Annotated in this window: 19 protein-coding genes; 13 read left to right on the forward strand and 6 right to left on the reverse strand. The window is 49.4% G+C overall.

The genetic code is table 11. The features are described 5' to 3' along the window. Nucleotides 1-271: 271 nt before the first annotated feature. The 12 genes from IO95_RS17555 (at nucleotide 272) to ridA (ending at nucleotide 10,265) form a co-directional block, all read left to right on the forward strand. Nucleotides 272-1,840, forward strand: coding sequence for an ABC transporter substrate-binding protein (locus IO95_RS17555; protein WP_023489642.1), 1,569 nt, complete (start codon nucleotides 272-274; stop codon nucleotides 1,838-1,840). An 11-nt stretch (nucleotides 1,841-1,851) separates the two neighbouring features. Further along, entirely contained in the window at nucleotides 1,852-2,901 is a 1,050-nt protein-coding gene (locus tag IO95_RS17560; RefSeq protein WP_023489643.1) for an ABC transporter permease, read from the forward strand. 7 nt (nucleotides 2,902-2,908) lie between these two features. Beyond that, nucleotides 2,909-3,724: an ABC transporter permease gene (locus IO95_RS17565; protein ID WP_200874182.1), complete on the forward strand. Its 816-nt coding sequence runs from the start codon at nucleotides 2,909-2,911 to the stop codon at nucleotides 3,722-3,724. Next, nucleotides 3,717-4,553, forward strand: coding sequence for an ABC transporter ATP-binding protein (locus IO95_RS17570; protein WP_023489645.1), 837 nt, complete (start codon nucleotides 3,717-3,719; stop codon nucleotides 4,551-4,553). The genes IO95_RS17565 and IO95_RS17570 overlap by 8 nt, the downstream gene beginning before the upstream one ends. After that, on the forward strand, nucleotides 4,540-5,271 hold the full coding sequence (locus tag IO95_RS17575) for an ABC transporter ATP-binding protein (RefSeq protein ID WP_023489646.1): 732 nt from the start codon (nucleotides 4,540-4,542) through the stop codon (nucleotides 5,269-5,271). Before IO95_RS17570 ends, IO95_RS17575 begins: the two co-directional genes overlap by 14 nt. 16 nt (nucleotides 5,272-5,287) lie before the next feature. Then, on the forward strand, nucleotides 5,288-6,607 hold the full coding sequence (locus IO95_RS17580; protein WP_023489647.1) for a sensor histidine kinase: 1,320 nt from the start codon (nucleotides 5,288-5,290) through the stop codon (nucleotides 6,605-6,607). Beyond that, nucleotides 6,607-7,230 (forward strand): response regulator transcription factor, encoded by a 624-nt coding sequence (locus IO95_RS17585; protein WP_023489648.1) that lies wholly within the window; start codon nucleotides 6,607-6,609, stop codon nucleotides 7,228-7,230. The genes IO95_RS17580 and IO95_RS17585 overlap by 1 nt, the downstream gene beginning before the upstream one ends. A gap of 110 nt (nucleotides 7,231-7,340) precedes the next feature. Beyond that, entirely contained in the window at nucleotides 7,341-8,024 is a 684-nt protein-coding gene (locus IO95_RS17590) for an outer membrane protein (protein ID WP_023489649.1), read from the forward strand. A 26-nt stretch (nucleotides 8,025-8,050) separates the two neighbouring features. Further along, nucleotides 8,051-8,296 carry a hypothetical protein gene (locus tag IO95_RS17595; protein WP_037386374.1) on the forward strand — a complete coding sequence of 82 codons (246 nt, stop codon included), beginning with the start codon at nucleotides 8,051-8,053 and terminating at the stop codon, nucleotides 8,294-8,296. 39 nt (nucleotides 8,297-8,335) lie between these two features. Next, a complete protein-coding gene (pyrB, locus tag IO95_RS17600) occupies nucleotides 8,336-9,271 on the forward strand; it encodes an aspartate carbamoyltransferase (RefSeq protein ID WP_023489651.1) in 936 nt (311 codons plus the stop codon). Nucleotides 9,272-9,283: 12 nt separating this feature from the next. After that, entirely contained in the window at nucleotides 9,284-9,748 is a 465-nt protein-coding gene (gene pyrI, locus IO95_RS17605; protein WP_023489652.1) for an aspartate carbamoyltransferase regulatory subunit, read from the forward strand. Nucleotides 9,749-9,878: 130 nt separating this feature from the next. Then, nucleotides 9,879-10,265, forward strand: a complete 387-nt coding sequence (ridA, locus tag IO95_RS17610; RefSeq protein WP_023489653.1) for a 2-iminobutanoate/2-iminopropanoate deaminase — start codon at nucleotides 9,879-9,881, stop codon at nucleotides 10,263-10,265. Nucleotides 10,266-10,412: 147 nt separating this feature from the next. On the opposite strand, the gene IO95_RS17615 is transcribed toward ridA, so the two are convergent. Together IO95_RS17615 and yqhD are read right to left on the reverse strand one after the other, a co-directional pair. Then, nucleotides 10,413-11,039 (reverse strand): transglycosylase SLT domain-containing protein, encoded by a 627-nt coding sequence (locus tag IO95_RS17615; protein ID WP_023489654.1) that lies wholly within the window; start codon nucleotides 11,037-11,039, stop codon nucleotides 10,413-10,415. Nucleotides 11,040-11,198: 159 nt separating this feature from the next. After that, a complete protein-coding gene (gene yqhD / locus IO95_RS17620; RefSeq protein ID WP_023489655.1) occupies nucleotides 11,199-12,362 on the reverse strand; it encodes an alcohol dehydrogenase in 1,164 nt (387 codons plus the stop codon). Between the two features lie 191 nt (nucleotides 12,363-12,553). Here yqhD and IO95_RS17625 point away from each other — a divergent pair, with 191 nt between their 5' ends. After that, nucleotides 12,554-13,471, forward strand: a complete 918-nt coding sequence (locus IO95_RS17625; protein ID WP_023489656.1) for an AraC family transcriptional regulator — start codon at nucleotides 12,554-12,556, stop codon at nucleotides 13,469-13,471. Nucleotides 13,472-13,493: 22 nt separating this feature from the next. Here IO95_RS17625 and IO95_RS17630 read toward each other — a convergent pair whose 3' ends face one another. From IO95_RS17630 to opgC, 4 genes are all read right to left on the reverse strand, one after another. Continuing rightward, a complete protein-coding gene (locus tag IO95_RS17630; RefSeq protein ID WP_023489657.1) occupies nucleotides 13,494-14,150 on the reverse strand; it encodes a DedA family protein in 657 nt (218 codons plus the stop codon). A gap of 281 nt (nucleotides 14,151-14,431) precedes the next feature. After that, complete coding sequence (gene metC / locus IO95_RS17635; RefSeq protein WP_023489658.1) at nucleotides 14,432-15,622, reverse strand: cystathionine beta-lyase; 1,191 nt, start codon at nucleotides 15,620-15,622, stop codon at nucleotides 14,432-14,434. Between the two features lie 49 nt (nucleotides 15,623-15,671). Next, nucleotides 15,672-16,361 (reverse strand): VIT family protein, encoded by a 690-nt coding sequence (locus IO95_RS17640; RefSeq protein ID WP_023489659.1) that lies wholly within the window; start codon nucleotides 16,359-16,361, stop codon nucleotides 15,672-15,674. A 155-nt stretch (nucleotides 16,362-16,516) separates the two neighbouring features. After that, complete coding sequence (gene opgC, locus IO95_RS17645) at nucleotides 16,517-17,728, reverse strand: OpgC domain-containing protein (protein WP_037386378.1); 1,212 nt, start codon at nucleotides 17,726-17,728, stop codon at nucleotides 16,517-16,519. Nucleotides 17,729-18,027: the final 299 nt, after the last annotated feature.

The raw sequence follows: 18,027 nt of genomic DNA on the forward strand, positions 1-18,027 counted from the left end.
CGATATTCTCTTTAATAAACCTGCGCACTTTACCCACCAAATTGATTGAATCTGGCTATAGTTCTTTTGGCTATATGAAATAACAGATTAACCTTTGCTTGCGGCTGTGCAACGTTCTACCGTGACCCTCTGACGGTGAAAATACCGTACAAAAACAAATGCTAATTGCTCATTTTCGGTTTAATGTTCGAGTCAAAGTGACCCAAGTTCATTTAAGTTGCCATTCCCCCTGCGCAGCTTGAATTACGGACAGGGATAAAGGAATATTTTCATGAAAAACAAAGTATTGTCGCTTTTTATTCTTGCTGCTCTCTCCAGCACTGCATGGGCCGCTACGCCACCGAATACGTTGGTGGTAGTGCAGTCATTAGAGGATATCGTTAGCTTGGATCCGGCAGAAGCCAATGAACTGTCCAGTATCCAAACCGTACCCAGCCTCTATCAGCGTTTAGTGCAAGCTGATCGTGATAACCCGGCCAAGGTGATCCCGGTATTGGCGGAAAGCTGGCAGGATGATGCGGCGGCTAAAACCTTAACCGTCAAACTGCGTCCGCAGGCCACTTTCTCTTCTGGCAACCCATTGACGGCGGATGATGTCATTTTCTCTTATACCCGCGCGGTGAAAATGAATAAATCACCGGCGTTTATCCTCAATGTGCTCGGTTGGCAGCCCGAGAATATTGAACAACAATTGAAGAAGGTTGATGATCATACCGTGCAGTTGAGTTGGACGGCGGATGTCAGCCCGGCGGTCGCGTTGAATATTCTCTCTACCCCCATTGCCTCCATTGTCGATAGCAAAGTGGTGCAAGCCAATGTGAAAGGGGATGATCTCGGTAATACTTGGCTGAAGTTGCACTCTGCGGGCAGCGGCCCGTTTAAAATGCGCGTTTATCAGCCTCATCAAGCCATTGTGCTGGATGCCAACCTTACTTCTCCCGGTGATAAGCCGTTACTCCAGAACATCATTATCAAGAATGTGTCTGACCCGAGTGCGCGCCGTCTGTTGATCCAACAAGGGGATGCTGACATCGCTCGCGAGCTGGGCCCAGACCAGACCAGTGCGTTGAAAAAACAGCCTGGCGTACAAGTGTTGGAAATTCCGTCTGCTGAACAGAACTATTTGGTATTTAATACCGCCAACCAGGCCAACCCGCTGTTGAACAACCCTGCTTTCTGGGAGGCCGCACGCTATTTGGTGGATTATCAAGGCATCACCCAGGATCTGCTAAAAGGGCAATATTTTATTCACCAAAGCTTCCTGCCTGTGGGCCTGCCTGGGGCATTGGAAGATAAGCCCTTCAGTTTTGATCCGGCCAAAGCCAAGGCTATCTTGGAAAAAGCCGGCATCACCAATGCGACTCTGACCCTGGATGTAGAAAATAAGCCTCCGTTTATCACCATTGCTCAGTCACTGCAGGCCAGTTTTGCCCAAGGTGGGGTCAAACTTGAGCTATTGCCTGCGGCGGGCAGCCAGGTCTATGCTCGTGTCCGTGCCAAACAGCATCAAGCGGCGATCCGTCTGTGGATCCCCGATTATTTCGATGCCCATTCCAATGCCAGCACCTTCGCGTATAACGATGGCAAAAGCAGCACCGTCGCCGGGCTCAATGGCTGGCAGATCCCTGAGCTGAATAAACAGACGCTGGAAGCGGTGGCAGAGGCTGATCCGGCTAAGCGTGCGGCACGTTATACTGCCCTGCAGCAGGCGTTACAGCAAAGTTCGCCCTATGTGTTTATCGATCAGGCTAAAACGCAGGTGGTGCTGCGTGATAACGTGAAAGGCTATCAACAAGGACTAAATGCAGATATGGTCTATTATGACCGTGTTAGTAAATAATCAGGATAACCATGTCGGTAGGGATAAAATTCACGCCGGGAAATATTGCCCGGCGTCGTCTTAAGGGATTGTCGCAGGGTCTGTTCACACTGGTACTGACCCTGTTCGGCCTATTATTGATTACCTTTCTGCTTTCTGCTTTGTCGCCGGTTGATCGGGTCTTGCAGATTGTTGGTGATCATGCCAGCGCTGCAACTTATGAGCAGGTTAAACACCAGCTTGGCCTCGATCGCTCTTTACCGGTGCAGTTTTGGCACTATCTACAGCGGCTCGCCCAGGGTGATCTGGGTAATGTCAGTGCTACGGGGCAACCCGTGTTGCAGGAATTGCTGCGCGTGTTTCCTGCAACATTGGAACTTGCCACCTTGTCGCTGGTGGTCGGTGCGACCTTAGGGGTGCTGTTGGGCGTGTTGTGTGCACGTTTTGTCGGTAGCAAGCTGGATATTACTGTGCGCTTGATGACCTTGTTGGGTAACTCGGTGCCTATCTTCTGGTTGGGTTTACTGATGTTGTTACTGTTCTATGCCAAGTTGCAATGGAGCCCTGGGCCCGGGCGGCTGGATGATATTTACCAATACAGTGTCGAGGCCAAGACCGGTTTTGCGCTGATCGACACCTGGCTTTCCGGCGATATGGGGGCGTTACGCAATGCACTGGCACATTTGGTGTTACCGGTCTGTTTGTTGGGGTATTACTCGCTGGCCAGTATCACCCGCCTGACCCGTTCCGCCTGCCTGAGTGAGCTGAATAAAGAGTATGTGACACTGGCCCGTGCCAAAGGCGCCAGCGAAATGCGTATTATGTTCCACCACGTGTTGCCCAATATCAGTGGCACACTGCTGACGGTGATTGCGCTGGCTTACACCGGCATGTTGGAAGGTGCCGTGCTGACTGAAACGGTGTTTTCCTGGCCCGGCATTGGCCGTTACCTGACGATTGCGCTGTTAGCGGGTGACACCACGACCATCATGGGGGGGACACTGCTGATCGGTTTATGCTTTGTCATTATTAATAATCTCACCGATCTACTGGTGCGTTTGCTTGATCCCCGGGTAGGTTGAGATGGCGATGACATTACTTAAACGTTCACCGTCCGCCACCTGTGGTACGGTTATCCTGCTCTTACTGCTACTGATTGCGCTGTTTGCGCCTTGGTTGGCACCGGTTGATCCCAACTGGCAACAGGCCGCTAACCGTTTGTTGCCGCCGGGAGCCGCTCACTGGCTAGGTACCGACAGTTATGGCCGTGATGTGCTTTCCCGCCTGATCTACGGTACCCGCCCGATGTTGGGGTTGGTATTACTGGTCACGCTGATCACGCTGCCCCTTGGCCTGCTGGTGGGCGTGCTTTCTGGTTACTATGGGGGGTGGTTGGAGCGCGTATTGATGCGTTTTACCGATATCACCATGTCGATGCCACGGCTGATTCTGGCTTTTGCCTTTGTCGCCATGCTCGGGCCTGGTTTGGTTAATGGTGCATTGGCACTGGCACTCACTACCTGGCCTGCCTATGCCCGCCAGGCACGAAGCGAGATCCAATTATTGCGGCGCAGCGACTATCTGGCAGCGGCTGAGATGATGGGGATTCGTGGTCCCCGCCTGTTGTGGGGGCATATTTTGCCAATGTGCCTGCCCTCTGCCATTGTCCGGTTAGCACTGGATCTGGCGGGGGTCATTCTGGCGGCGGCCGGCTTGGGGTTTCTGGGCTTGGGCGCGCGCCCACCGATGGCCGAGTGGGGCTCGATGGTGGCAGAAGGGATGCCCGTTATTTTTGATCAATGGTGGATCGCGGCGATCCCCGGTTGCGCGATCCTGGTAAGCAGCCTGGCATTTAACCTGTTGGGCGATGGCCTACGTGACTTACTGGATCCGCATCATGACTGAGCCTTTGATATCAGCACATAATCTGAGTATTGCGTTTAATGGTCATCAGGTGGTGGATAACCTCTCTATGCACATTGGGCGTGAAAAAGTCGCGTTGGTTGGCGAGTCTGGGTCAGGTAAATCAATGACCGCCCGAGCGCTGATGGGCTTGGTGCGTAAACCCGGAATTGTGACGGCGGATAGGCTGAGCTACTGCCAGACCGATCTGCTGACGTTACCACCGCGCCAATGGAGCCAGATACGTGGCGCAGAAATTGCCATGGTGCTGCAAGACCCGCGCTATGCCTTGAACCCGGTACGCAAAATTGGCAAACAGATTACCGAGTCTCTCATCCTGCATAATGCCCTGTCCCGGGCCGATCGCTATGAGCGGGTGTTGAACTCGCTGGCGGCGGTGGGTTTACCAGAGAGTGCTTATCACAGTTATCCCGCTCAGCTTTCAGGTGGGATGGGGCAGCGTGCGATGTTGGCGATTGCGTTGGTTAACGATCCGCAACTGCTGATTGCAGATGAGCCGACTTCGGCGTTGGATGCCCGGTTGCGCGAGCAGATCCTCGATCTGATTGTTGAACAGGCTAGCAGACGTAATATGGGGCTGTTGTTGATCAGCCACGATTTGTCGCTGGTGGCGGCACGTTGTGACCGGGTATTGGTGATGTACCAAGGCCGGTTGGTGGATCAGGGGATCGCGGCCAACCTGCCGCTGGCGACACATCCGTACACGCGTACATTGTGGGCCTGTCGCCCCAGTGCAGCGACTTACGGTCATGATTTACCGGTATTGGATCGTAGTATCGACTTTGCCCGGAGCGAATATGGCACTGATTGAGATTGAGAACCTACAAGTCAGTTTTCCGCAGGCGTTTGGTCATAAAGTTGCGGTCGAGTCGGTGAGTTTTAGCGTTGAAGCCGGGGAAACCTTTAGCTTGATTGGCGCTTCTGGCTGCGGAAAATCCACGGTGTTGCGTGTGTTGGCGGGGCTACAACGTGATTGGCACGGTGAAGTGCGCTTGTTCGACCAGGTTATTCAGCCATTGCAGCGTTTTTCTGGGCGGTTGCGCCGTGATGTACAAATGGTGTTTCAGGACCCTTATGCATCATTGCACCCGCAACACAAAATTGCCCGCACGTTAGGGGAGCCGCTCAAGATCCATGGTGAAAAGCATATTCCCGCACGGATCAGTGAAGCGTTATTGCAGGTAGGGTTGAGTGCGGCGATGGCAGAGCGCTACCCACATCAACTCTCTGGCGGCCAACGCCAGCGCGTGGCTATCGCCCGTGCTCTGCTGTTACGCCCAAAACTGTTATTGTTAGATGAACCCACCTCGGCGTTAGATATGTCGGTACAGGCGGAGATCCTCAACCTGCTCAATCAATTGAAACGGGAACATGGTATGACCTACCTCTTGGTGAGCCACGATGGCGATGTGATCGCTCATATGTCCCAACGTGCGGCTTTAATGGAGCAAGGGCAGATTGTACGTCACTACAACCGGGCAGAGTTGCAAGCCGGGGAACATCTAGCCTTAACTTCTTCTCCTGTTTAATTCGCCTGGAATCATTATGCGCAAGGTTTTTCTCTGGTTGATTTTATCTCTGCTTTCAGGTGGTGGCGTGGTCATTTACGCGTTGCAACAGCAATATGAAGAGCAATCCGTAAACTACCGTATTTTATATCGTGAGATTACCGTCAAGGTATCTCAGTTGGAAACGATCCTTTCATTGCTCTCCGTCACCAGCGATCCTGCTGCTGTTCGGCAACAATTCCCACAGATCCTGGCTTGGGAACCCAAGCTAAACCTAGCGCCACATCAAACGTTGACGCCTGCTGCCAAGGGAACCTATTGGTTAGAAAATCAGCGTAACGCCTTGTTGATTGACTTCAACCTGTTATTGGCGGATATCCCCCAACGTCATGATTTTCTTCATATCAGCTTGAATCGGCAGAATAGGACGGTGTTCGAACTGGGGAATAACAGTCAACCTGCTTACTGGCAATGGAACAAAGAGGTCAACAGTTCGTTGCAACCTTTTGAGTTATCAGCCAGTAATGATCCTGATTGGGCGGATTTACCTTGGCTAATATTGCTACTGCTGTCGGTTTTTTGGGCGGTGCTTATCCATTTTATTAGCCTGTATCGTAAGCAAAAACATCAACATAATATTGCCGTTTTACGCGAGCACTACTCGGAATTAACACGGCTAAACACCATGGGGGAGATCACTGCTGGCATCATTCATGAATTAAACCAGCCGCTGACCGCGGTGTTGAGTTATAACCAAACGGCACTACGCCTGATAGAGCAGCAGCAGGCAGAAAAAGCGGCAGCGCTGCTTGATTCTTCGGTGATACAAATTAAGCGTATCAGTACATTACTGCAGCAATTTAGACAGAAACTGGTTGATGCGCCAGTGGTTTATCAGGATGTCAATTTGCACAAAGTCTGGCTGCACGTCACGATGTTGTTGGAGGATGAGATCAACAATAGCAATGTTAAGGTGGTTAACCGGTTACCGGAAAAGTTACCCACTCTACGTGCTGATCCCCTCTGGGTTGAACAGATTATTCAAAACATTGTCGCTAACGCGATTCAGGCCCAGCAGAATAATCCCCCGGGATCTTCTTGGGTAGCCATTGATGCTAGTTACTCAGAGCAAGGTATTGAGTTAGTCATCACCGATGGTGGGCCTGGTCTTTCTGCCCAAGCATTACGGCAAGTTTTCATTCCTTTTTTCACTACACGGGAAGAGGGATTGGGGTTAGGGATGGCACTGACAGAAACCTTGGTTCAACGCCTCAATGGCAATATTAAAGCGGAAAATAGGCTTGGGCAGGGGGCGTGTTTTACGCTGTGGTTTCCGTTTAACAGTCGGGAAGTGTAATGGAACAGTTTATTTATTTGATTGATGATGATCAGGCTATCCGTTGTGCTCTTGGTTCACTATTGGCCACCATGGGGTGGCAAACGGTCGCTTACGAAAATGCTCAGGATTTTCAACAGCAGATGGGGGATTCCCAAGCATTAAATGGCTGTCTGCTACTGGATATCCGTATGCCGGGTAAAAGTGGCATAACGCTACTGGAGGAGTGGCAACGGCAAGGGCTGAATATTCCGGTCATCATTATGACGGGTCATGGGAATATTGAATTGTGCCGCCGTGCCTTCAAAAATGGCGCTTTTGAGTTTTTAACCAAACCGATTGATGCTGATTTGCTGCTTGAAACGGTGGGCGGGGCATTGGAATTTCAGCGTGTTTCTCAGCAAAAACAGCAAGAAGTCACGGTGTTACAAGAAAAACTCAATACATTGTCTGCCAGGGAATTAGAAGTGACCCAACTGATGATGGAAGGGAAATCCAGCAAGGAAATTGCTAATGACCTTTCGCTTTCACCACGGACGGTTGAGGCTCATCGTGCCAATTTATTTGCAAAACTGGCTATCAACTCTTCGGTGAAGTTAATAAAAATCTATGGAGAGGTATTTTCCTCAAACCGAGCTAAGTAAAAATACGTAGTGAGTTAGGTATTGAACCGAATTGTTGAATTTCTCACCGATGGTTATTTTAACCGTAGCTTCATTGCTCATCGAAAATGACCTTATTAAGTGAGAAATACATGAATATAAAACCTCTTATACTAACGATTGTTTTAACCGGACTTTCCGCTAATGTATTGGCTGATGATTATTTATCTGGCTATTACGGTGCAGTAAAACTGCTGAATGCCAGACAGTCTGCCGAGAATATGGACACCAGTAGTCGCCCAGGAGTGGGTAATTTTGTCAGCGGTGATGAGAATCAGCGTTTTTATAATGGTTCCGTTGCTCTGGGCTACCAGTTTGGTAATGGTTGGCGCAGTGAAGGGGAGTATGTATTCAAAAAGAGTACTGAATACACCAGCGGTTCTACCACTTTTGCCAGCAGTTTCAATCACCATAAAGTGGACGCCCAGCGTGTGATGATTAATGTTTATCGTGACTATGCTTTGGGTTATAACTTTTCGGTCTATGGTACCCTGGGTTTAGGTATTGCCAAGGTAACGTCTGATGGTTGGCAAGGTAATACTTCGCGCCAATATGCGGAAAGTACCCAGAATAACCTGGCTTATTCCGTGGGTGCAGGGGTTAGTTATGCGCCTATGCCGCAGCTTAGCCTAGACTTAGGTTATCGCTATGTCGATATGGGCAACATTGAAAGTGGTTTTAATAACTTCACCAATGCCCGTGGGCTGAAAGATGAGCAAATGAAAGCTCGCCTGGTTTCTAGTGAATTTATGTTAGGTGCCCGTTACCTGTTCTAATCAGGAATGTGAGTGCGGTTGCCAGCATGGATGGCGAAAAAATAAAAAGAGGTGTCTTAACGCTTGCAGAGAGCAAAAACGCGAGTATAATGCGCGACAATTTGCCAGGAGAAAGCATGAAAGACGAAGTTTGTTTTGTTCGCCATATTGGACAAAACCGGCTACCAAACGCCGGCCAGCTGCCGTTTTTCCTCCTGTTACAGCACCTATCATTTAAAAAAGCCCCTCAATTGAGGGGCTTTTTTTTGTCTGCAGAATTGCAATTACATTGAAAATCCCCGCGCCAAGGGTTTGATCTGAGGAGAGTGAACATGGCCAATCCGCTGTATCGCAAGAACATCATCTCTATTAGTGATCTCAGCCGTGAAGATCTGGAACTGGTACTGCGCACTGCTGCCAGCCTGAAAGCCAACCCGCAACCCGAGTTGCTCAAACATAAGGTGGTCGCCAGTTGCTTCTTTGAAGCGTCTACCCGTACCCGTCTGTCGTTTGAGACCGCCGTTCATCGCCTGGGGGCATCGGTTGTTGGTTTCTCTGATAGCAGTAACACCTCACTGGGCAAAAAAGGTGAAACCCTGGCCGATACCATTTCGGTGATCAGTACCTATGTTGACGCCATTGTGATGCGCCATCCGCAGGAAGGGGCTTCCCGGCTGGCGGCTGAGTTTGCCGGTGGTATCCCAATATTGAATGCCGGTGATGGTTCCAATCAGCACCCGACTCAAACCCTGCTGGATCTGTTTACCATACAGGAAACTCAGGGCCGCTTGAGTAATATCAATATTGCCATGGTGGGTGACCTGAAATATGGCCGTACTGTGCACTCATTGACCCAGGCATTGGCAAAATACCAAGGGAACCACTTCTTTTTTATCGCACCGGAAGCCTTGGCGATGCCAAGCTATATCCTGAAAACATTAGCGGAAAAAGGCATCTCTTACAGTTGTCACGCCAGTATTGAGGAAGTGGTACCTGAGCTGGATATTCTCTATATGACCCGTGTACAGAAAGAGCGCCTGGATCCTTCCGAATACGCCAATGTCAAAGCGCAGTTTATCTTGCGCGTCTCGGACTTGGCTCGCGCCCGGGACAACTTGAAAGTGTTACACCCACTGCCGCGTATTGATGAAATTGCTATCGAAGTGGATAAAACGCCCTACGCGCACTATTTCCAGCAGGCGGGTAACGGTATTTTCGCCCGCCAGGCGTTGTTGGCTCTGGTATTAAACGCAGATTTGGCTCTTTAAGGGGGAACCGCCATGACTCATGATAATAAACTCCAGGTTGAAGCAATCAAATGCGGTACGGTGATCGACCATATTCCCGCACAAATCGGTTTTAAACTGCTTACACTGTTCAAACTGACGGCTACCGACCAGCGCATCACCATTGGGTTAAACCTGCCCTCTAGAGAGTTGGGGCGCAAGGATTTGATCAAAATTGAGAATACCTTCCTGACGGAACAGCAGGCTAACCAACTGGCGATGTATGCCCCCAAGGCGACAGTCAACCGCATCGATAACTATGAAGTGGTGCGTAAGTTGACCCTCAGCCTGCCAGACCATATTGATGGTGTGTTGACCTGCCCGAACAGCAATTGCATTAGTCGCAGTGAGCCGGTGACCTCCAGCTTTAGTGTGAAATCTCATGCTGGTGAGGTACACCTGAAGTGCCGTTACTGTGAAAAAGAGTTTGAACATCAAGTGGTATTGCAGGCCGATTAAAATCGTCTGTTTTGCCGGGAGTGGTGCTGTTAATATTGTCACCACTCTTTATAATGGTATTTCAAAAATAACGCTACTCAATGGGGTGCCAGCCACTGTTGGTAACGCCAAAAGGGTATCAGGAGAAAAAATGTCACGTAATATTAGTACTGAACTCGCCCCTGCTGCTATTGGTCCTTATGTGCAAGGTGTTGATCTAGGTAGCATGATCATTACCTCTGGCCAAATTCCGGTTGATCCTAAAACCGGCACTGTTGCCGATGACGTTTCTGCTCAGGCTCGTCAATCACTGGAAAACGTGAAAGCGATTATTGAAGCTGCCGGGCTGAAAGTGGCCGATATCGTTAAAACTACGGTTTTTGTGAAAGATCTTAATGATTTCGCCACCGTTAATGCGACCTACGAAGCTTTCTTTACTGAACACCATGCTCCCTTCCCAGCACGTTCTTGCGTTGAAGTGGCACGTTTACCAAAAGATGTGAAAATCGAAATCGAAGCAATTGCAGTTCGCCGTTAATTCTCATTCGGTGAGATCCAAGATTGTGCAAGCTGCAGCTAACATACCGCAGCTTGCATGATGAAGGGGTTACGCCGGATCCCTCCTGTAGGGTACCCGTATTAATGATCTCGGGCGAACCCATCAATCTCTACAGCGCGTCCCTTTCTACAACTCGTTATAGGCTGCTTCAACTTTCAACATATAGCGTGGAGCCTGGGGAAAAGGGTGGTGCTTGCGCACATGCCAGTGAAATGCCTCCGGGGAGAGGTTGTTGATCATACTTATGGCTTTTTTACGGTCATTAGAGAAGGTGCGTAATAGCGTTCCTGCGCCATTGGCGTAGGCGACCTCCGTGGCGTAGCGCCGGGTTACCGGGTTTTCAATCCATTTCAGTTGTTGATGTTGCAGGGCACTGATGTAGGCCGCACCCAAATCGATATTGACTTGAGGGTCCCGCAGGTCACTCTCATCTGGGCAACCCCGTTTACCTTTAAAACGGTAGGCATCACATCCGGCGGTATCTGCTTTTATCTGCATCAGGCCAATAGCGTTTGAGCGGCTGACTGCATCGGGGTTAAAGCCAGACTCGACCTGAATAATGGCCGTGATTAGCTTTTGGTCGACACCATATTCTTTGGCTGCATCTTCAATATGATAATTATAGGTGTGCTTATTGTGACCAGAGGTTTGGCTAGAGTTGCCAGTATGCGGAGAGTTTCTGGAACAACCAGCCAGTACCAACAGCGTCAGCACCAGGGTGAAGTGCGACAAATAAGTTTGTGATCGAATCATAGAGCGCCATACCACCTGGGTATAAACCCATCAAGTTGAAACGATATCTTTCAATTATATACCCAAATTTATCCAGTGGCAGCTGGGCAATGAAGCGAAAAAACCGGCCATCAAGGCCGGTTCAAACAAGGTTAATCAACGGAGGTGTCAGTCAGCCGATTAGCGTGCTGCCTGATAAATACGTTCACTGACTTCCGGTGTGATGTCCTGATGTTCACCCAGGGCGGTCATACCGTGTTCGCGCAATTTGTCGAGGAGAGCCGGGATGGAACTGCCATCGATTTGGTAGTCGGATAAGCGGGTAGGGATCCCCATTTTCTCAAAGAAAGCACGCGTAGCTGCAATGGCACCATCGATACGCTGATCTTCCGAACCGTCATGCAGACCCCAAACGCGCTCTGCGTATTGCAGCAGTTTTTCACGTTTCTGTGCTTTTTTCTCGACTAACAGCGCAGGCATGATAATCGCCAAGGTTTGCCCGTGATCCAGACCGTGCATAGCGGTTAACTCATGACCCAACATATGTGTTGCCCAGTCTTGAGGTACTCCGGCACCGATCAGGCCATTTAAGGCCAGTGTGGCGCACCACATCACGTTGGCACGGACTTGGTAGTTCTCTGGCTCAAGCAGTGCGCGTGGACCTTCTTCCACCAGCGTTAGCAGCAGGCCTTCAGCAAAGCGATCTTGCACTTTGGCATCCACCGGATAAGTCAGATATTGCTCCAGGATATGGATAAACGCATCAACGACACCGTTAGCGATCTGACGTGGAGGAAGTGTATAAGTGACGAGCGGATCGAGGATGGCAAAGCGTGGTTGCACGTAGGATGAGTGGAAGTGCTGTTTGTCACCACTGCTTTTGCGGGTGATTACCGCACCACTGTTGGATTCAGAGCCGGTGGCAGGTAAGGTCAGTACACAACCCAGCGGGATGGCATTGGTGACATCAGACCCTACGGTTTTCAGAATATGCCAAGGATCGCTATCGGCCTGATAGTGGGCGGCGGCAGCGATAAATTTGGTGCCATCGGCTACAGAGCCACCACCAACGGCCAACAGGAAGTCGATTTTTTCCGCCCGCACGATTTCAACCGCTTTCATCAGTGTTTCATAGGTTGGGTTAGGTTCAATACCAGAGAACTCCTGCACATTGCGGCCAGCCAGCGCACGATAGACTTGGTCCAGTACGCCATTCTTTTTCACACTGCCACCGCCATAAGTGATCAGGATGCGGGCATCTGCAGGGATCTGTTTACCCAGTTCGGCGATCTGGCCTTGACCGAACAGGATCTTGGTTGGGGTATGAAGAATAAAGTTTTGCATGGTTGGATTCTCTCAAGTTTCAGGGAAGCGCTAGCGGCGCAAAAACAGTCGTTGGCTATTGTTAGTCACTTAGCCTGCTCAGGCAATGCATATTTCTCTCAATGTCTTGCCTATTTCTCTTAAACATTGTAGAAAAGGTCTGCTTTTTACGATGTTCTTTGCTGGATTGTTTTGGTGGCAAGAGAAGGGTGATGACTGAAATTGATGAGCAGCGTGGCCGTATGGCGCGCCAGGCAATGGGTTTTGTTCGAGGGAAAGGCTTTATCCCCTCGCCAGTAGCCAAGGTGACAATTCTGTATGCTGATGAGCATTGGCCCCGCCAACCGGTAATGTATGAACCCTGTATTGTGATTATCTTTCAGGGGCATAAGGTGGGGTACTGTGGTGACAAAGTTTTTCAGTACGACCCCCGCAATTATCTGCTGATGACGGTACCGTTGCCATTTGAATGCGAGACTTTTGCCAGCCCGCAGCGCCCGATGGTGGGGCTGGGGATAAGTATTGATGTCCAAATGTTGCAGGACCTGCTGTTTGACATCGGGGACCAGGATTACCTGCTAAAACCACCGGTCGAAAGCAACTGCGTCAATCTTTCTCCGCTGACTGAGGAGATGCTGTGTGCGACCCAGCGCCTGCTGGACGTGATGGAAACACCACTTGATGCTCAGGTACTGGGGCCACAGATTGTGCGCGAGCTGTTGTATTACGTGTTACGTGGTAGTTGTGGTGCATCATTGCAGGAATTGGTTAATCGCCATACTCACTTTAGCCAGATAGCCAAGGCGTTGCGGCGTATTGAAAGCCAGTACGCCGAAAATCTCAATGTGGAACAGTTAGCGAACGAAGTGAATATGAGCGTCTCGGCTTTCCACCATAATTTCAAAGCGGTAACCAACACTTCCCCATTGCAATATGTGAAATCTTACCGCCTGCACAAGGCGCGTTTGTTGATGGTGCATGATGGGTTGAAGGCCAGTACAGCAGCCATTCGTGTGGGGTATGAAAGCGCTTCACAGTTCAGCCGTGAATTTAAACGCTTGTTCGGGATTACGCCGAGCGATGAGCTCGCTCGGCTGCGGGACAGTAATATCATGGTGGCACAGGGGTAAAGGCACAGGTACCGATAGACTATCAGGAAGCGCTTTTTTTGCGCCAAATGACCATGATGACACCCAATAAACCCAATATCAGTAGCACGATTGGCAGGAGCATGAGTACCGTCATTACCTGATCTTCGTGGAGTTTAACCCAAGGTATCTGACTAAAGGCATAGCCCAGTGAGACCACGAGCCCTACCCAGACCAAACCGCTTAACCAGTTAAAAAACTGAAAACGTGAGTTGCTCAGGCCTGATATTCCAGCGATGGTAGGCAGTAGCGTGCGGACGAAGGCCAAGAAACGACCAATCAGTAAGGCGGCCAGACCATGGTTGTTAAACAGCATATAGGCGCGTTGGTGGTATTGCGCTGGTAATTGTAATAACCAACCTTTCACCAACTTAGTATGACCCAGCCACCGCCCCTGCAGGTAGCTAAGCCAGCACCCCAGACTGGCGGCGACAGTCAGAATGATCAGTGTCGGGATAAAACTCATCACGCCTTTGGCAATTAATGCGCCAGCCAATAACAGCAAACTGTCACCGGGCAGAAAGGAGGCGGGGAGCAATCCGTTTTCCAGGAACAGGGTGGCGAAAACAACAGCATAAACCACCCAGATTACCTTAGGGTCAGCAAGTGCAGCGAAGTCCTGCGTCCACAGTGCGTGAACAATCTCTCTTAACACATCCATTTTTTGTCCTGTGGTGCTTGGCTTTTTATCATTTAGCCTGCTTTGATACCCTGGTTTATTCAAACAACAGCCAACGTTGAGTAGTTTGAGTCATGACGGAAACAATCATGTGTCTCAGGCTTGGCTTGTAGTGTAACCCGATTAACCTAAGTGGACATTAGACAGAGTGTAATAATATGCTATTCCCGGGTTTTTTAAATTACAAAGGGTTGGCAACAAGGCAACCGGCATAAACCCAGGGGGCGTTTTTTGATGGCATGACGGTCAATTCACGGCACTGTTTAATCAGCGATACGTGCAAAACCGGCGGCCAGATCGTCAATCAGGTCTTGCACATTCTCTAACCCGATATGTACGCGCACCAGCGTACCAGAGAAATCGACACCCCCCGCAGGGCGAATTGCCTTGAGTTCTTCCGGTTGGTTGGCCAGGATCAGTGACTCATAACCTCCCCAGGAGTAAGCCATGCTGAAGTGGCTGAAATTATCCAGATAATTGGCTAATTGTTCACTACTGAGCCGTTTTTTGAGTACAAAAGAGAACAAGCCGTTACACCCGCTGAAGTCGCGGCGATAAAATTCGTGTCCTTTACAACTGGGCAGTGCCGGGTGATTGACCACTGCCACTTCGGTCCGCTGCTGTAACCAGTTCGCAACGGTGATACTGCTTTGTTCATGCTGTTTGAGGCGTACATTGAGCGTGCGTAGGCCACGGCTGGCCATATAGGCGGTATCGGCGTCAACCATTTGCCCCATCAAGTAGGAATACTCACGCAAGCGCTCCCAGCAACGGGCATTGGCTACCGCGGTGCCCAGCATATAATCGGAATGGCCGATTATGTACTTGGTACCTGCCTGAATAGAAATATCAATATCAAACTCCAAGGCTTTAAACAGAACGCCGGCGGCCCAGGTATTGTCGAGCATAATGACGATTTCCGGGTTTACGTCACGAATGGCTTTGACGATAGCCGGGATATCCTGCACTTCCATGGTGATGGAACCAGGGGATTCAAGAAAGACCACGCGGGTGTTCGGTTGGATCAACGCCGCGATGCCGGCACCAATCAGTGGATCAAAATATTGGGTGGTAACGTTCATGCGACCAAGAATGTGGTGGCAGAAGTCTTGGGTAGGCTCATAGGCCGAGCCGGTGACCAAGAGATGATCGCCAGCGCCCACAAAAGAGAGAATGGCATTGGCGACCGCCGCAGCGCCGCAAGGGTAGAGAACACATCCTGCGCCACCTTCCAACTCGGTCATGGCATCCTGAAAAGCAAAGTGGGTCAAGGTGCCGCGACGGCCATAAAACAGTTCACCCTGTGCACGTTTGGCAGTGGCATATTTTTTGGCAGCTACTGACTCAAAGACTAATGAAGAGGCACGTTGCGTTACCGGGTTGACGGAACCTTGGGTATAACGTTTGTTACGTCCCGCGCCGATTAATAGGGTGTCCAGCTTTTTTGACGACATCGTGGTTTTCCTTGTTTTGTCCTGTCCATAGGTTATAACCTTTGCTATATCAGTTAACAAGTGAACCAAACAGCATACCCACCCCCGATGAGACTCCCATCGCCAGAGTGCTCCAGAACGTGATGCGAATAATACCTGGAAGTACCGGCGCTCCGCCGGTTTTTGCCGCAATTCCCCCTAAAATCGCCAGTGAAATCAATGTCGAGAGCGCGATTGCCGTAATGGCCCAATCACTGCTGACCATAAAAGCCACCAAGAGAGGAAGTATCGCTCCGACAGCAAAACTCATTGCAGACGTCCAGGCCGCCTGTAATGGACGAGCGGTGGTGATTTCGGAGATCCCCAGCTCATCCCGGGCATGTGCACCTAACGCATCATGACTCATCAATTTTTCTGCCACTTGTTTTGCCAAGGCCAAATCAAGCCCGCGGTGGACATAAATTGAGGTTAATTCACGGTGTTCACCCGGATAATCGGCATGTAACTCCGCTTGTTCTTCCGCCAGTGCGGCTTTTTCAGTATCGGCTTGTGAAGAGACCGAGACATACTCCCCGGCTGCCATCGACATCGCACCTGCAACCAGGCCGGCAATGCCGGTTAACAGAATGGTTTGGTGTGTGGCGTTGGCTGAGGCGACACCCAATAACAAACTGGCGGTAGAAACAATGCCATCATTAGCGCCAAGCACAGCGGCACGAAGCCAACCAATTTTCTCTATGCTGTGTTTTTCTCTGTGCATGCGGTGACTTCCTTATTAATTACGCTATCCAGGGTGATTGAAATTGCTGGGACGACAGGATGACGCTCAAGCTATTTTCTTGAGCATGATAAACACAAAATTCTTCGAATAGCGATAGAACCCCAGGAGCATAGCCCACTATAGAACCGTGGCCATTAATTTGGCACGAAACGGCGCAGCACTTGAGATTTCGCCAACCACCAGAGGAAAAGCAATGAAGCACAATGGACCAAGGTATTTCTCAACCAGTGGTATTCAAGCAGATTAAATTTTACAAAGAAGCTAGCAATTAACACGATATAAACATGCAGTATAAAGGTATAAAGGGAGTTCTGCCCTAAGGGGACCAGGAACCAACTGAATAGATAGTTCATCGGCCGCCAGAAATAGCTTAAAAAGACATACATGGTGACGAGTAAGGCAATGTCATTGAGTACCCGCAGTGGACCAAGCGCATTTTTTGCGGCCAAGTTATCATACATCCAGTTAACTTGATTGATAGGAATTATATGAAGGAAAAATGATTTCGGTAAAAAGGGGTTAAGACGGTTTTGTGCAATAAAGAGCAAAATAAAGAAAATGACTATCAACAGGCCAATAACAAAAACGCCGAAATTATTTTTTGCCAAAGACATCAGTTCATCTTTATACCAACCACAGCATAAGCCAAGCACATAAATTAATTGCCATGAAAGAAGCGGGAAGGCGAACTCAAATTGTGCACTGGTTAAAATAATCCTGTTATTTTGATAAATAATATATAGAGTTAAAGATACACCCAGCAGTAACAACGCTTTTTTATGGTAAAGGAGATAGAACATCACTGGGGTGATTAATAATAGATAAAAATAAAGTCCCAGTATCTGTGTCTGGTGAGGGCCTATTTGCAAAAATAAAATGTTATTCAACCAGGATTCTAATGAACCACCGTCAGTGGGATACATTGAGTATGCTGTACCAGAAAATCTTTCCACAAAATGGGTAGTCTCATAGGTGTTGACCCCTATTTTGGTCAGTACCAGGATCGAGAGAATAATCGTGATGTTAATAAAATAAAGTGTGACTGCTCTACGTAAAATCGAGTAGGCAACCGTAAGAAAATGATCTCTTTCCAGCTGTTGCTTTTTGAGAAAACCCAGGACAAAACCTGACAAGATGACGAAACCTTCCGCCCCTGTGGTTAACCCAAAACGCTCCCAGGTGAAAATGTTAACCACAGAGGTGATCTCGATATGTGCAGCGACCATCATAATCAGGGCAATACCACGCAGGAAGTCAATCCGCAGATCACGTTTACCCGCTGCTTGGGGAGAGGCGTGATAGGCGAGTGACATCCCTTTAATCGATAACCCTGCTGACAATGACATACATCTCCTAAAGAAAATGTTCATACTCGTCGTTATTCAAGCGCCAGGGGCTGCGCCTGAGTATTAGGTCCATTACGTGAACGAGATCACCGTATCCAGATCTGTTTAGGCAGATCTGCCGTACTCATCACATGGTTTATTGATGCTCTTGGCAATTCTCACACTTGTTCTGGCAACTCGCCAATTAAGGATTGAGACTCGCATGATGTGTTGTTCACAAACGCATTATGTTTTTGCCATGTCATTCAAACCAGCCAGATAGAGTATAACGAGTATTATCACTTATTTAAAAAGAATCT

This window comes from Serratia sp. DD3 (assembly GCF_000496755.2).

What these genes read in the sequence shown, in the direction of transcription:
- IO95_RS17555 (WP_023489642.1), top strand. Translation starts at nt 272, where the DNA reads ATGAAAAACAAAGTATTGTCGCTTTTTATTCTTGCTGCTCTCTCCAGC.
- IO95_RS17615 (WP_023489654.1), bottom strand. Translation starts at nt 11,039, where the DNA reads ATGATTCGATCACAAACTTATTTGTCGCACTTCACCCTGGTGCTGACG.
- opgC (WP_037386378.1), bottom strand. Translation starts at nt 17,728, where the DNA reads ATGTCATTGTCAGCAGGGTTATCGATTAAAGGGATGTCACTCGCCTAT.
- IO95_RS17580 (WP_023489647.1), top strand. Translation starts at nt 5,288, where the DNA reads ATGCGCAAGGTTTTTCTCTGGTTGATTTTATCTCTGCTTTCAGGTGGT.
- IO95_RS17585 (WP_023489648.1), top strand. Translation starts at nt 6,607, where the DNA reads ATGGAACAGTTTATTTATTTGATTGATGATGATCAGGCTATCCGTTGT.
- IO95_RS17570 (WP_023489645.1), top strand. Translation starts at nt 3,717, where the DNA reads ATGACTGAGCCTTTGATATCAGCACATAATCTGAGTATTGCGTTTAAT.
- IO95_RS17625 (WP_023489656.1), top strand. Translation starts at nt 12,554, where the DNA reads ATGACTGAAATTGATGAGCAGCGTGGCCGTATGGCGCGCCAGGCAATG.
- IO95_RS17630 (WP_023489657.1), bottom strand. Translation starts at nt 14,150, where the DNA reads ATGGATGTGTTAAGAGAGATTGTTCACGCACTGTGGACGCAGGACTTC.
- IO95_RS17565 (WP_200874182.1), top strand. Translation starts at nt 2,909, where the DNA reads ATGACATTACTTAAACGTTCACCGTCCGCCACCTGTGGTACGGTTATC.
- IO95_RS17640 (WP_023489659.1), bottom strand. Translation starts at nt 16,361, where the DNA reads ATGCACAGAGAAAAACACAGCATAGAGAAAATTGGTTGGCTTCGTGCC.
- IO95_RS17595 (WP_037386374.1), top strand. Translation starts at nt 8,051, where the DNA reads ATGGATGGCGAAAAAATAAAAAGAGGTGTCTTAACGCTTGCAGAGAGC.
- pyrB (WP_023489651.1), top strand. Translation starts at nt 8,336, where the DNA reads ATGGCCAATCCGCTGTATCGCAAGAACATCATCTCTATTAGTGATCTC.
- metC (WP_023489658.1), bottom strand. Translation starts at nt 15,622, where the DNA reads ATGTCGTCAAAAAAGCTGGACACCCTATTAATCGGCGCGGGACGTAAC.
- yqhD (WP_023489655.1), bottom strand. Translation starts at nt 12,362, where the DNA reads ATGCAAAACTTTATTCTTCATACCCCAACCAAGATCCTGTTCGGTCAA.
- ridA (WP_023489653.1), top strand. Translation starts at nt 9,879, where the DNA reads ATGTCACGTAATATTAGTACTGAACTCGCCCCTGCTGCTATTGGTCCT.
- IO95_RS17560 (WP_023489643.1), top strand. Translation starts at nt 1,852, where the DNA reads ATGTCGGTAGGGATAAAATTCACGCCGGGAAATATTGCCCGGCGTCGT.
- pyrI (WP_023489652.1), top strand. Translation starts at nt 9,284, where the DNA reads ATGACTCATGATAATAAACTCCAGGTTGAAGCAATCAAATGCGGTACG.
- IO95_RS17590 (WP_023489649.1), top strand. Translation starts at nt 7,341, where the DNA reads ATGAATATAAAACCTCTTATACTAACGATTGTTTTAACCGGACTTTCC.
- IO95_RS17575 (WP_023489646.1), top strand. Translation starts at nt 4,540, where the DNA reads ATGGCACTGATTGAGATTGAGAACCTACAAGTCAGTTTTCCGCAGGCG.